We start from the raw sequence: 13,358 nt of genomic DNA, 5'->3' as shown, positions 1-13,358 counted from the left end.
CACTCCACTTTTTAAAAGGAAGGCGCTTTCGCACGATGCATATTGACATGGTTTGGAGACTGAAATGGCGGTAGCCGATGTTCTGAAAATGATTCAGGACAACGAAATCAGATTCGTTGATCTACGATTTACCGATACCCGCGGTAAAGAACAACATGTAACCCTGCCCGCTCACGCCGTCGATGCTGATAAACTGGAGGACGGTCACGCATTCGATGGTTCTTCCATCGCCGGCTGGAAGGGTGTGCAGGCATCGGACATGCTGCTGATACCGGATCCCGACACTGCCCGTCTGGATCCCTTCATGGACGAGGCTACACTGTTCATCACCTGTGACGTAGTGGAGCCCTCGGATGGCAAGGGTTATGACCGAGATCCCCGTTCCCTGGCAAAACGCGGCGAAGCCTACCTCAAATCGACAGGCATCGGGGATACCGCGTTTTTCGGCCCGGAGCCTGAATTCTTCATTTTTGATTCCGTCACCTGGCACGCGGACATGTCCGGCTGCTCCGTAAAAATCGAGTCGGAAGAAGCAGCCTGGAGTTCGAGAGTAAAATACGAGGGTGGCAACATCGGGCATCGTCCTGGTATCAAGGGAGGCTATTCCCCCATTCCCCCAATCGACTCCTTGCATGACATCCGATCGGCGATGTGTCTTGCACTTGAGGAAATGGGTATCGAAGTTGAAGTGCATCACCACGAAACGGCGACTGCCGGACAGTGTGAGATAGGCACCAAGTACAGCAGCGTGGTGAAGCGTGCTGACTGGACTCAGGTATTCAAATATGTGGTGCATAACATCGCCCACTCTTACGGAAAGACCGCAACCTTCATGCCCAAACCCATTGTCGGTGACAATGGTTCCGGGATGCACGTGCACCAGTCAATCTGGAAAGGCGGACGAAACCTGTTTTCCGGAAACGGTTATGGCGGACTCTCGGAAATGGCAATGTACTATATTGGCGGAATCATCAGGCATGCCAAGGCCTTGAACGCCATCACCAATCCCGGGACCAACTCGTACAAGCGCCTCGTTCCGGGCTTTGAAGCACCCATCAATCTTGCCTATTCCGTCAGCAACCGATCGGCTGCCGTGCGCATTCCTTATGCCAATAACCCCAAAGGCCGACGGATCGAGGTGCGCTTCCCTGACCCTACCGCGAACCCTTACCTTGCATTTACTGCCATGCTGATGGCGGGGCTGGATGGAATCCAGAACAAGATTCATCCGGGCGACCCGATGGACAAGAATCTCTACGACCTCCCACCCGAGGAAGCCGCCAGAATTCCGAATCCCTGCGCTTCCCTGGATGAAGCACTGGACAGCCTGGATAAGGACCGCAATTTCCTGACTCGCGGCGGGGTGTTTTCGAATGATATGATAGATGCTTACATCGAGCTCAAGATGGAAGAAGTTACGCGCTTCCGGATGACGACGCATCCGGTCGAATTCGATATGTACTACAGCTTGTGAGCGCTGTTTCTCACGTTCGGACCGCTAACGCTGTTTCATTGATCAGGACATAATATCTGATGAAAATTCTTTTTGTTACATTGCTCGCGCTGCCGATGCTCATGCTTGCCGGATGTGGTCAGAAAACAGCGAAGGACGCGGAAAAACCCGCCGAGCAGCAGACGGAACTGCCGGATGAGTTCACTTCTGAAAAGCAAATACCATCAGTGCTGGAAGAAAGTCTGAGCCCGGAAGAGAAGTCTGCAATATTGAAAGAAATCATGCCGGCCGGGTCTGAGAGCGATTCTACACCGGAGGAAAGATTCCTGCAGTTGAAAAAAGACGCGGAGGCTGGCGATCCCAAAGCACAGACTGGCCTTGGCGTTATGTACTATACGGGTGAAGCGATATCCAAGGATGCTTCGGGCAAAATCCTGAGTAACGATCCTGCTACCGCCGCCGCCTGGTTTCATCGCGCCGCTGAGCAGGGCTATGCGGATGCGCAATTCAACCTGGGGTTGCTGTATGCCAACGGTGAAGGTGTTCCTAAAGATTCCGCCAAGGCGTTCGGACTATTTCAAAAAGCGGCCGAACAGGGCAATGTCGACGCGGAAAATAACTTAGGTGTAATGTATTACTCAGGTGAAGGTGTGCCCAGAGACGAGGCCAAGGCGAAAGAATGGTTCAAGAAAGCGGCGGCCGAGGGCAATGCCGACGCGCAGGCAAACCTGGATGCAATGAAATAAGAGCTTCGCTGTTTGTTTCGAGAACCCGGGCATTTCTGTAATGCAAGGGAACGGCATTACGCTTGTATCATCGCAAAGGTATGTTGTTCGTCATGGTGGCGCGTATTCACCCAGCCTGCGGTAGCCATTCGAAGTTTCGCTCCATAAGGACATAAGGAGATACCTATCCGAGGGCAGGTTATCGTATTCCGTGCTCCCATCCTCCAATCCTAACCACATAAAGGGAGTTGGTGACACCTTCGACAATTCAGACAATCAGCGCAGCGCTATTCGCGATTGCAATCCTGCATACGTTTTCCACCAGATTTTTTGAACGATTGGCAAACGCGCGCCCTGCCCACGCAGGGATATGGCATTTATTGGGTGAAGTAGAAGTCGTGTTCGGCTTCTGGGCCATGATTCTCATACTGTTCATGTTTGCGGTGGAAGGCCGTGCCAGCGCAATCGATTACCTGGATTCGCGTAACTTTACGGAGCCCATGTTCGTCTTTGCGATCATGGTCGTTGCTGGAACAAAGCCGATCCTCCAGCTTGCCATGCTCTCGGTACGCACCGTGGCGCAACTCATTCCGCTATCGCGGGGGATCGTTTTCTACTTTGTGACGCTTTCCCTCGTTCCACTGCTCGGATCCTTCATCACCGAACCGGCAGCCATGACGCTTGCTGCCCTGATTCTTCGAGATAATTATTTCTCTCGCGGAATTTCGCTCAAGCTTAAGTACACTACGCTCGGAGTTCTGTTCGTCAATGTATCCATCGGCGGCACCTTGACACCCTTCGCTGCACCCCCCGTGCTTATGGTGGCGGAGAAATGGGGATGGGACATCTGGTTCATGATATCCACTTTCGGCTGGAAAGCAGCTATCGCCGTAATCATCAATGCGGGGAGCGCCACCTTGCTGTTTCGCCGCGAATTATCCCAGGCGGGGCCGGGGCAGAATTTGTCTGATCGTGGAGAGAAAGTGCCGGACCTTCTTGTAGCTGTGCACCTCATCTTCCTGATCGGGATAGTGACGTTTGCTCATCATCCTGCTGCTTTTATGGGGCTTTTTCTGTTCTTTCTTGGCATCGCCCATGCATATCAAAAACATCAGAACCGGTTTATCCTGCGGGAGGGTTTGCTGGTGGCATTTTTCCTGGCCGGTCTGGTAGTGCTGGGCGGACAGCAGCAGTGGTGGTTGCAGCCGCTATTGCTTGGGATGAGCAGTGAGGCAGTGTTTTTTAGTGCCACGCTGCTGACCGCGATAACGGATAATGCGGCCCTTACCTATCTTGGCTCGCTTGTAGAGGGGTTGTCGGATTCTTTCAAATATGCGCTGGTTGCAGGAGCCGTTACGGGAGGAGGTCTCACGATCATCGCGAATGCGCCCAACCCTGCCGGGGTCGCTATTCTACGCGGCGATTTCGAGGATGCGACCATTCACCCGTTAGGTCTGCTGACAGCGGCAATACCACCGACTATCGTGGCTCTCCTGGCTTTCCGCTTGCTCTAGGGAACCACTGAACAAATCCCTCGCAAAGCTCCGATCCGGGTTGCAGCAAAATCGAGCCTGGCCCATTTCGGTCCGCATCTTCAATAACCTTACGGGGCAGATGCTTCGTTCTGCTTCAAGGCGCGCAAGCTGTCATTCTCGGCGCGCAACGCTTCGACCTCCTTATGCAGATGTCCTATCGCCATGCGTTCGCGCAACATGGTCGGCAGTGTAACGAGCGCTCCGATGAGCGCACCCAGACCGAAGCAGACTGCGATCACAACGGCAAGCGATGCATCGGCACGCCAAAGCAGGAATATGACGCTTACCTCAACAGCATTTTGAACTGCAAACGTGACAATAAGGAAAACGATGACGAGCGCTGCAATCAATTGCAATTGCACAATAACTCCTTTCCGGGCACCCGTATCCAAATCGGGGAAAACGGCTTCCTTCTCAGCAAGAGGCACGATGTGCCAGATACGAACGTGAAAAACCTGCCGGGCTATACCTCCCGGTTCCGGTTGTGAAAAATGATAGAAAGAGAGCGTCCGAAGGCGGCCCGGCCGCGATTCCACGCACTTGAATCAACAAAAGGATAACCGAACAAAAGTGGCACTACCCTCGCAGCAAGCAGGCCACCTCCCGCACGCTAACCGCGTACTTTGCGAGTCAAGCCGGTTTCCATCCACTTCTTGATACGATTGGCATCACCAATCCGGGAATTCTTTCCCCAGGAATCGAGCAGCACGATTATGGTCGGCTTGCCTGTGATATTTGCGTGCATCACCAGACAGCGCCCGGCCTCGCTGAGAAATCCTGTTTTGGATATGCCGATATCCCACCTGCTGCTCCTCACCAACCTGTTGGAGTTGACGAAATTCAAGTTGCGGCTGCGTACCTTCCCCACGGATACCACCTCGTGCGCAGCAGTCGTGGAAAATACGCGGATGAGACTGTACTTGTGTGCCGCCTTGACCATTTTTGCGAGATCGCGCGCAGTGGAGACATTTCCGCTGTTCAAGCCGGTCGAGTCAACGAAATAGGTACTGCCCATTCCTAACTGGAATGCCTTGCGGTTCATGGCCGTAACAAACGCATTCAGGCCGCCGGGATACGTACGTCCCAGGGCCGCAGCAGCGCGATTCTCCGAAGACATCAAGGCCAGTCGCAACAATTCTCCGCGGGTGAACTTTGTTCCTACCCGCAGGCGGGAACGGGTATACTTGATGACATCAACATCAGCCGAGTCGATGACTATTTCCTGGTTCAACGGCAGTTTTGCATCGAGCACAACCATTGCGGTCATGAGTTTGGTAATCGAAGCAATCGGCATGACGCTGTCTGCGTTCTTGTGGAAAAGAACCTGTCCCCGCTGTGGATCCAGAATCAGCGCTGCGTTGGACCGGAGAGACAGGTCGGCCGGTTTTGCAAAAGCGCCTCCCATAAACGCAAACGTGGCGCAAACCACCAATATGGCGTTCTTCATTATCATTATCCAATGGAGTTGTCCGCCCTCCCCGCGGACTGGGACTACGGTCGATAAAGTACCAAATATCACGAGCTAGGGAAAGAGCTATGTTCAGAGGCACGCGCACGTCAAGGGTTTTTCTGGAACAGCGAAGCAAGTGGAAATGGAGATCGGTGAGTAAATGGGACTTACTGCCCGGCGCAAACGCTATCGCTCATTGACAGGCGGTAGCCATCCATGAGCACCTTGGATGCGCCCTCGAGCGGCAAAGGCCGGGAAAAATAGTAGCCCTGCATTTCGTCGCATCCGTGTCTTATCAGAAAATCCAGTTGCGCCCTTGTTTCAACGCCCTCAGCCACTACTTTCAGCCCGAGGCTGTGCGCGAGCTTGATCATGGCTACGGTAATGGTTGCGTCGTCGGGATCCGTCGTGACATCACGGATGAAGGCGCGGTCGATCTTGAGTACATCCAGAGGGAAGCGCTTGAGATAGGCAAGACTGGAATAGCCGGTACCAAAATCGTCCATTGATATCTGGACACCGAAGGCTTTCAGATTCTGCAAGGCGTTGGCGGCCATCTCGGCCTCCTTCATCAATACCGACTCCGTAAGTTCGAATTCCAGCAGACGCGGATCGATGTTCGTAGCCTTCAACGTTTCCCCGATAATGCTATCCAGATCCTGTTGCTGAAACTGCCGCGCTGACAGATTGATCGAGATGGGATGCAGCACCAGCCCCTGGCCCTGCCATTCCCTGATCTGCTCACAAACCGTTTTCACCACCCACTCGCCTACCGATACGATCAACCCCGTATCCTCGAGAACGGAAATGAACTGCAGTGGAGGCACTAGTCCATGCGCGGGATGCTGCCAGCGCAGCAGCGCCTCAAAACCGGTAATCTCTCCGTTGATCAGGCTTGCTTTGGGTTGATAGTGAAGCACGAACTCGTGCCTTGCCAGAGCGCCGCGAAGTTGCGTCTCGATTTTCAGGCGAGCCACCGCGCGCTCATTCATCTGCGGAAGGTAAAACTGATAAATCGCGGGTCCCTGCTCCTTTGCCTGGAACATCGCTGTGTCCGCATTTCTGAGCAGGCTGTCTGCGTCGGTACCATCGCCGGGATAGATGCTGATCCCAAGGCTTGCAGAGACGTAGATCTCCTGTGTTTTCAGCTCGAAGGGTACCTGGAGCGCCGAAATAACCTTCTCTGCAATTAAGGTTGCATCTTCAGCCTGTACGAGATCGGACAGAATGAAAGCAAATTCATCTCCTCCAAGACGGGCAACCGTGTCGCATGAACGCACACACCGCTGCAGTCTTTTTGCGACATGGATCAGCAGTTCGTCACCGGTAGAATGGCCCATTGTGTCGTTGACGATCTTGAACCGGTCCAGATCCGCAAATACCACGCCGACCCGGCGACGGTTGCGATGGGCATATTCCATCGCCTGCCGGAGACGATCAAGAAAAAGATTTCGATTAGGCAGTTCCGTCAGAGGATCAAACTGGGCCAAATAGGTGAGGCGCTCCTCCGCTGTCTTGCGATCGATTGCGGTTGCGAGAATATTCGCGAGACTCTGCAGAAAATTGATACTGCTGGACGTGAAGCGCTGCGGATCGCGCGAATAGGCTCCAAGGATCCCGTAAGGTCCCCCCGCCCCCGATATAAGCACATCTGCACAACTGCGTATATTATGGCTCTTCAGGATACTGGAAGGCTTGAAGCGGGTTTCTGTCTGGAAGTCCTCCACAATGACGGATTGATGGCTCGCGAGTACAAAGCGATTTTGGCTGTTCTCGTATGTAAATGATATCTGCCTTCCAATCCAGTCTTTCTGCCAGCCAATCCCGGATTTAAGAACAAAAGAACGGAAATCCGGTGCAAGCTGGAGCGCCTTGCAGAACTCGACATTGAGACCTTGAGAAGCGATCACCGCTGCCTGGCCCCACAACAGGGCAAGATTTCCGCTGGCGAGCGCCTGTTGCCCGAACGCGGCAATGAGCCCCTGCTGCATGGCATGCTCCTGGATTGCAAAGGCAGTTTGCTTGCGTTTGGTAATGTCGATGGCAGTGCCCACTATTCTCAGTTCATCCGGATTGGTACTCCATTTCAATGCCTTCGCAATATGCAGATGGCGCACTGTCTTGTGTTCGCGCAGAATCCGGAAATCGAGTTGAACGCGTCCGTCCTCGGCGCTGACTCGTTCCAGATGCGCCTCCTGCTGGGGCAGATCGTCCGGATGGGTATAGGATTTCCATATGTCATACGTGACGCCGCTCCCGGAAGTAATCCCGTAGATCTCGTACATCCGGTCATTCCAGATCATTTCATTGGTCGCAGTGTTCCACTCCCAGATACCGATGGCGGCTGCTTCCGTGGCAAGAGCAAGTCGTGTCCTCTCTTCCAGCAAAACCCGCTCCCTTCTGTTCGACTCTGCCCGCAGCCAGACATTTTCTATGACAGTCGGCAACCGCTGGAGGTAGCCTGCGGTCTTCACAACGTAATCGGCAGCACCCAGTTTCAGTGACTGCCTGGCGATCTCCTCGTCCTCGCTTCCGATAAAGAGAATGATGGGCAGATCAAGTCCCCGTACCTGGCAAAGCTCCTTTAGAACGTCCGTCGCGGAGGCCCCGGGCAAGCGATAATCGAGCAGCAACACATCAACGTCGGTTTCTCTATTCTGTCCAGCAAGATAGGAAAAAACCTCCTCAGCTGACTGAACAGACTCGATTCGAAGGTGCGGTGCAGTGGAAGCCAGTGCCTGTTTCGTCGTTTCGGCATCATGCGGATTGGGCTCAACGTATAAAACCTGGAGTACTGTAGCGCGGCGGTAAGTTTCTGTCTGGAACTTGTCGAGCGTCGCACGAAGCACAAGCCCAAGAGTTTCGAGAAAGCGCCCATGCTTTATGACGTAATCGTCGGCCCCGGCCCGAAGTAATGAGAGGATGGCTTCTTCCCTGCTGGAACCCGTAAGAACCACGACTGGAAGCGGTAGATGTCGTCTGCGAATCTGAGCCAGCAACGTTTCACCACTCCCATCCGGAAGGTTGAGGTCCGTCAGGACAATATCATAGCGGGCAGGAGCATTCGGCCCCGGCCTGGTGAGCGCCGGGATTCCGAGGCTGGTTCCATAGAGATCGTGGAATCTTTCCACGCGGTGCAAAGCTTCTGCCAGTGAGCTGACGATATCGAGCTGGATGTCGGGCGCGCGCTTTTTCAGTTCCAATCGCACCAGATCGGCATCCAGCGCATTATCCTCAAGGTAGAGAACTCTCATCGGAAAGCCTTTGAATAATCTCCCCGAGGGTCGGAAAAAGCCCGTGCAGACTTCGGTCCCCTATCGTATCCTCGCACCCTCCGGGGTATTGCCCGAGTCCTGCGCGACCTCGCATCCTGCATGAAACTCATTCAGAAACCTCTAATCCTTGCAAGACAATGGGTATTGAGAACAGTCCAGTAGAGCTCAATCTGGCGGGCCACGTCGATGAATTTCTCGAAATCCACCGGCTTTACGATGTAGGAGTTCGCGCCGAGCAGATAGGCCTCATGAACGTCGACATCTTCGGAGGAAGACGTAAGCACTACGACCGGAACAGTTCCAAGCATGGAATGCTCCCGTATGGTTCGCAGGACTTCCAGTCCGCTTACTTTGGGCAGTTTGAGGTCTAGCAGTACAACCGAAGGCGGGAGATCACTCGTTCTCCAGCTCGAAAAAAAATCAAGCGCTTCCTGCCCATCCCGCAGCACTTCGAGTGGATTGGTCAGGTTGTGCCGTACAAAAGCACGCCGGGTGAGATCGACATCCATCGGATTGTCTTCAATAAGCAGAATCGGCAACGCAGTGTTCATGAAAACACACCTATAAGTCCTGTTCTTGCAACTGCTCGAATAGCCCTGGCGCAGGGCCAGACAGTGGCAGTTGCAGGTAAAAGACAGCACCGGCACCTACCTGGCTTTCCGCCCACACCCGTCCTCCCATACGCTCCATTGCTTTTTGCACCATTGCAAGCCCGATGCCTGTCCCGGGATATTCCTCGGCCCGTTGCAAGCGCTGGAATATCTCAAAAATTTTGTCGTAAAAACGCATATCGAATCCGATGCCATTGTCGCGCACGCAAAGAATGCAATTGCTATCCGAAGTCCAGGCGCGGATTTCGATGACAGGCTCCGGAGCGTGTATGGAGAACTTGAGGGCGTTATCGACCAGGTTACGTAGAGCGATTGCAAGACCATCGGGATCAGCGCGAACGTGGAAATCATCCACACTGACCATGAGGCGCACGTTTTGCAGACTATCCTCGAACTGGGCCAACACCTTTGATACGAAGGCGGGAAGCCTGATGACGGTCGAAGACAGTTTTCTACGCTCGAGTTTTGAGTAGGAGAGCAGATCTTCGATTAAATCCGTCATATGCGTGGTGGCTGAACGGACATTTGTCAGAAAACTGCGGCCTTCCTCGTCGAAGCGTTCGTAGTAGTTTTCCAGCAGCAGTCTGCTGTACCCGGCTATGCCGCGCAGGGGCGCTCTCAGATCATGGGATACCGAATAACAGAAATTTTCCAGTTCCTTGCTCTTGGCAAGAAGCTGGGCGGTACGCTCATTCACCTTGTATTCAAGATTAACCTTCGCATCACGCAGAGCTTCTTCAGCCTGTTTGCGCTCGGTGATATCCTTGATGGTAAGAAACGCCAGTCCTTTACTGTTCTCGTAGTGCAAAACCGTTCCGGAATAACTGAAGATTCTCAACCACTCTTTATCCAGACGTCTGATGCGCAATTCCAGATCATGCAGGTGCTCGCCCCGGAGAATGCGTGGCAAAGGCCATTGATCTATAGGCATGACGTTGCCCTCGGTGGTCGACAGCTCATAGATCCGGGCAAAACTATGAAGATTGCCCAAGACCTCTTCCGCACCGTCGACCTCATGCATTCGCAAAGCGGCGGGGTTCCAGTGGAGGAGATTACGATTGAAATCGGAGATGACAAGCCCCTCGGTCATATGCTCCATCACCACCTGAAGCCGCTTTTCTGTCTCACGCTGCGCCTCTTCCCAGAGTCTCTGATCATGGACATCGGTATTGGTCCCGAACCACTGCACAACCTGACCTTCCTCGTTTCTTAACGGCTCGGCGCGGGTCAGAAATACCCGGAGCTTCCCGTCCGCGCCGCGCAGTGGAATTTCCATATCGAGCGGCTGCTCGGCAGCAGTAGCCTCATTCCAACGTTTTGTTACCTCCGGCAGCAGCTCGGGATCATGGACCTTTTGCCAGCCCCAGCCCATCATCTCTTCGGGAGTAGTTCCGGTATAGTCATACCAGCGCTGGTTGTACCAGGACCTGAATCCATCCGCCTCCGCTATCCATGCAAGCTGTGGGAGGGTATTGATCATTGTCCGGAATCCCGCCTCATTTGCACGCAATTTGGCCTCGGCGCGGCGGCGGGCGCCGAGATCGAACGCCATCGCAAGAAATTGCACTTGCTCAGGCCGCGGGGACAACTCCAGGTGAACCTCGACCGGGTAATGCGTACCATCCGCACGCAGATGTGTGGCCTCGAAAACCAGGATTTCTTTCTCACCCTTCACGAGTGGATCAATCAGAGCGCGGAACGATGCCTCGTCAAACTCCCGTTCGACTTCCAGCAGCGTCATTTTTTGCAGTGAATCCATGCTGTAGCCAAGATTGCGCCGGGCTCCCCGGCTGGCATACTCGAAATGCAGCGTCTGAGCATTCAGCAGATAAATTTCGTTCAGACTCTGCTCGAGAATTTCTGCAATCGGGGTACGGACATTCTCCACAGTGGCAGGACGGGTCATATCGCGAGCGTTCTCAGAAGCGCACGCAACACTCCCTGTGTAGTTTTGGTTTAGGGATATCATTACGGAAAAACCTGATGCTCTTTTGCAAGAACGATTCGACTCGGAAAAACTCGGAAAAAACAGAGCTATGAAACCCTAAAACGGGCTGGATGAATAGCTGTAAGATTTTACAGGTTGGCAGGATGAAAATTAGGCTTGAGTGTTTTTGAGTGTTTGACCGAAACCTTCCCGCAGACCGAAAGGGACAGAACGAAAACAGCCTGATCTGTAAATTTCCCCTATTCTTGGGGGAGGGGAAGCGCGTCTCTTAAAGCCCTACCACCCCTGTCTCACCGCGTCATAAACTTGCGCCTGGCGGATGGAAAGCATTCTTTCCAGCTGCAGGAAATTGCAAGGGCTGAAGAAACAGTTGTCGACAATTTAATCAACATGGGACTTATCGTCCCCGCTCGGAGATAAACATGCAGGAACTGAATGCAACCTGGACCGCGCTGAAACTCGGCGGTTTTACCGTTGTGCCGCTGTCTTTGCTGGCGGTGATCGCATTGGCGATCATGCTTGAAAAGGCCTTCATCTATTGGAAGTTTGCCCGCCTGTCTCACGACCTGCTGAACCTGGTTGAGACTTACGGCTTTGCATGGGCCGATCTGGAAAAAATACTCTCCGGATTGGATGATCGCCACTATTACAAGCGCTTCTTCGAGGTCGTAATCAGTAACAGACATCATCCGTCCTGGTGGACAGAGTCGCGCGCGGCAGACGAAGCCCAGTTAATCGAAACATCGCTGGGACGCCGGTTGTGGGTGCTGGAAACGATCGTCACCGCAGCACCTCTGCTCGGGCTTGTTGGAACGGTTATCGGCATGATGCGCGCCTTCCAGGTCATCGGCGGCGAAGGGGTGGTCAACCCCACTGCTGTGACGGGAGGAGTGGCCGAAGCGCTTATCGCCACCGTCGTCGGCCTCCTGATTGCGCTGATTGCGCTCTTCGGCTTCAATTACTTCTCCCGCCTTCAATCTCAAACGATGGATGAGATGGAACGGCTGGGCACGCGCCTCATCGATCATATTCGCCTGGATCAGGAGGAGAGCAGTCATGAAGCGGCGTAAATCCAGGGAGTACCGCAGGGGGCGCATCGAAATCATCCCGATGATCGATGTGATGTTTTTCCTGCTTGCCACATTCATGCTATCGTCATTATCGATGCAGAACCTCGATTCCCTGCAGGTGAATCTGCCGCAAGGCGAGGCCGAGAAACTCAGCGCCAAAACGCCGGTTACATTGACCTTGACGAGCGACAGCAAAATCTTTGTCAACCGCACGCCCGTGACCCTGGAGACGCTGGGGGACACCCTCAAACCACTGCTGCGCGATTCCGAACAGAAAGTGGTGGTATCGGCAGACAGCGACGCACCGCAAGGAATTGTCGTGCAGGCGATGCTGCGTGCCCGTAGTGCGGGTGCACAGCACTTTCTGATCGCCGTCAAACACGAGTAATCCCGAACGATGCTCAAGGCCCGATCAAGGGAAATCCGCATCTGGTGGCCCCTGCCGCTGGCGTCTGTCCTCTGGGTGCTCATCATCTGGGCGTTCGGGTTCTTTCTCACCGCGCCCGAGGTGGAGATCAAGGGACCTCCTGCGATCGAAGCCAGCTTCGTGGAACTCGCCGAAGAGACACCGGAACAGAAGGCACCGCCGCCCGCCCCTCCCAGTCCCAGGATACCTCCTGCACCCAAGCCTCCCTCCAAGCGTCAGCCCCAATCGCGACTGGGAGAAGGAGGAACCAAGCCGCTGAAACCCAAGCGGGAAAAAGCAATGGAAAACCGTGAGGGCAGCAAGGAACGCACGCCGGTTCAGAAAACTGTTCCGCAGGCTTCTCCAGAGACTGAACGCCCGAAAGATCTGCTGGCGTATATGAACGAGGCGCGGGAGCGGCGCCGGGCAAGCGGAATTTTCGAGGATGAACCCGTTGAACCTGAGGCGATCGAACGCGAGCCTTCCGAAGAAGAACTGCGCATGGCTAATGTGATGCGTAATCTCAAGGAGCCCGGCGCAAGTGGGATATTCCAGATCATCAGGATGGGGCCGCGAACGGCACAGTTTCTGTTTCGTGCCTGGAAGAAGGATAGCAGCGTTCCCCGCCGGGAGGTGGTGGAAGTCGATGCGGGGCCGGGTGGCGATATTCAACGGGCCATCGTTCGAAAAATGATCGAGCTGATCCGGCAATACCACAAAGGGGATTTCAACTGGGAATCCTATCGTCTCGACCGTGTGGTCGTCCTCTCCGCTCGACCTGAAGACAGCAAGGGCCTGGAGGATTTCCTGATACGCGAGTTTTTTGGAGAGGAGGCTGCGCCGCGAGGGCGATGAAGATCCTGCCTGACGGCGAAGCTGTCCGCT

Annotated in this window: 11 protein-coding genes; 6 read left to right on the top strand and 5 right to left on the bottom strand. The window is 54.2% G+C overall.

All coding sequences use genetic code 11. The annotated features are described in order from the left end of the window. The first annotated feature begins 64 nt into the window (after positions 1 to 64). The 3 genes from glnA (at position 65) to AC52W5_RS05170 (ending at position 3,692) form a co-directional block, all read left to right on the top strand. On the top strand, positions 65 to 1,474 hold the full coding sequence (gene glnA / locus AC52W5_RS05180; RefSeq protein WP_495670226.1) for a type I glutamate--ammonia ligase: 1,410 nt from the start codon (positions 65 to 67) through the stop codon (positions 1,472 to 1,474). Between the two features lie 59 nt (positions 1,475 to 1,533). Beyond that, entirely contained in the window at positions 1,534 to 2,199 is a 666-nt protein-coding gene (locus AC52W5_RS05175; protein ID WP_074975602.1) for a tetratricopeptide repeat protein, read from the top strand. Between the two features lie 230 nt (positions 2,200 to 2,429). After that, entirely contained in the window at positions 2,430 to 3,692 is a 1,263-nt protein-coding gene (locus AC52W5_RS05170) for a putative Na+/H+ antiporter (RefSeq protein WP_495670225.1), read from the top strand. 89 nt (positions 3,693 to 3,781) lie between these two features. On the opposite strand, the gene AC52W5_RS05165 is transcribed toward AC52W5_RS05170, so the two are convergent. The 5 genes from AC52W5_RS05165 to AC52W5_RS05145 form a co-directional block, all read right to left on the bottom strand. Next, on the bottom strand, positions 3,782 to 4,075 hold the full coding sequence (locus AC52W5_RS05165) for a LapA family protein (RefSeq protein WP_495670224.1): 294 nt from the start codon (positions 4,073 to 4,075) through the stop codon (positions 3,782 to 3,784). Between the two features lie 248 nt (positions 4,076 to 4,323). Beyond that, positions 4,324 to 5,160 carry a D-alanyl-D-alanine endopeptidase gene (pbpG, locus tag AC52W5_RS05160; protein ID WP_495670223.1) on the bottom strand — a complete coding sequence of 279 codons (837 nt, stop codon included), beginning with the start codon at positions 5,158 to 5,160 and terminating at the stop codon, positions 4,324 to 4,326. Between the two features lie 170 nt (positions 5,161 to 5,330). Then, on the bottom strand, positions 5,331 to 8,417 hold the full coding sequence (locus AC52W5_RS05155) for an EAL domain-containing protein (protein WP_495670222.1): 3,087 nt from the start codon (positions 8,415 to 8,417) through the stop codon (positions 5,331 to 5,333). A 131-nt stretch (positions 8,418 to 8,548) separates the two neighbouring features. Next, positions 8,549 to 8,989, bottom strand: a complete 441-nt coding sequence (locus AC52W5_RS05150; protein ID WP_107761610.1) for a response regulator — start codon at positions 8,987 to 8,989, stop codon at positions 8,549 to 8,551. Positions 8,990 to 8,999: 10 nt separating this feature from the next. After that, positions 9,000 to 10,955 carry a PAS domain-containing sensor histidine kinase gene (locus AC52W5_RS05145; protein WP_495670221.1) on the bottom strand — a complete coding sequence of 652 codons (1,956 nt, stop codon included), beginning with the start codon at positions 10,953 to 10,955 and terminating at the stop codon, positions 9,000 to 9,002. A gap of 464 nt (positions 10,956 to 11,419) precedes the next feature. On the opposite strand from AC52W5_RS05145, the gene AC52W5_RS05140 reads away from it, so the two are divergent. The 3 genes from AC52W5_RS05140 to AC52W5_RS05130 are packed head-to-tail and all read left to right on the top strand — an operon-like array spanning position 11,420 to position 13,328. Next, positions 11,420 to 12,067, top strand: coding sequence for a MotA/TolQ/ExbB proton channel family protein (locus AC52W5_RS05140; RefSeq protein ID WP_107761612.1), 648 nt, complete (start codon positions 11,420 to 11,422; stop codon positions 12,065 to 12,067). Beyond that, complete coding sequence (locus AC52W5_RS05135) at positions 12,054 to 12,455, top strand: ExbD/TolR family protein (protein WP_074975597.1); 402 nt, start codon at positions 12,054 to 12,056, stop codon at positions 12,453 to 12,455. Before AC52W5_RS05140 ends, AC52W5_RS05135 begins: the two co-directional genes overlap by 14 nt. Before the next feature lie 9 nt (positions 12,456 to 12,464). After that, complete coding sequence (locus AC52W5_RS05130; RefSeq protein WP_113067369.1) at positions 12,465 to 13,328, top strand: hypothetical protein; 864 nt, start codon at positions 12,465 to 12,467, stop codon at positions 13,326 to 13,328. The last annotated feature ends 30 nt before the right edge of the window (positions 13,329 to 13,358 follow it).

This window comes from Nitrosospira sp. CT (genome assembly GCF_059489795.1).
The sequence above is the reverse complement of the archived record's forward strand: the minus strand, read 5'-3'. Positions and strand labels throughout refer to the sequence as shown.

Bases quoted from the DNA above. Each gene is read 5' to 3' on its own strand.
- glnA (WP_495670226.1), top strand. From the start codon at position 65: ATGGCGGTAGCCGATGTTCTGAAAATGATTCAGGACAACGAAATCAGA.
- AC52W5_RS05175 (WP_074975602.1), top strand. From the start codon at position 1,534: ATGAAAATTCTTTTTGTTACATTGCTCGCGCTGCCGATGCTCATGCTT.
- pbpG (WP_495670223.1), bottom strand. From the start codon at position 5,160: ATGAAGAACGCCATATTGGTGGTTTGCGCCACGTTTGCGTTTATGGGA.
- AC52W5_RS05155 (WP_495670222.1), bottom strand. From the start codon at position 8,417: ATGAGAGTTCTCTACCTTGAGGATAATGCGCTGGATGCCGATCTGGTG.
- AC52W5_RS05150 (WP_107761610.1), bottom strand. From the start codon at position 8,989: ATGAACACTGCGTTGCCGATTCTGCTTATTGAAGACAATCCGATGGAT.
- AC52W5_RS05145 (WP_495670221.1), bottom strand. From the start codon at position 10,955: ATGACCCGTCCTGCCACTGTGGAGAATGTCCGTACCCCGATTGCAGAA.
- AC52W5_RS05140 (WP_107761612.1), top strand. From the start codon at position 11,420: ATGCAGGAACTGAATGCAACCTGGACCGCGCTGAAACTCGGCGGTTTT.
- AC52W5_RS05135 (WP_074975597.1), top strand. From the start codon at position 12,054: ATGAAGCGGCGTAAATCCAGGGAGTACCGCAGGGGGCGCATCGAAATC.
- AC52W5_RS05130 (WP_113067369.1), top strand. From the start codon at position 12,465: ATGCTCAAGGCCCGATCAAGGGAAATCCGCATCTGGTGGCCCCTGCCG.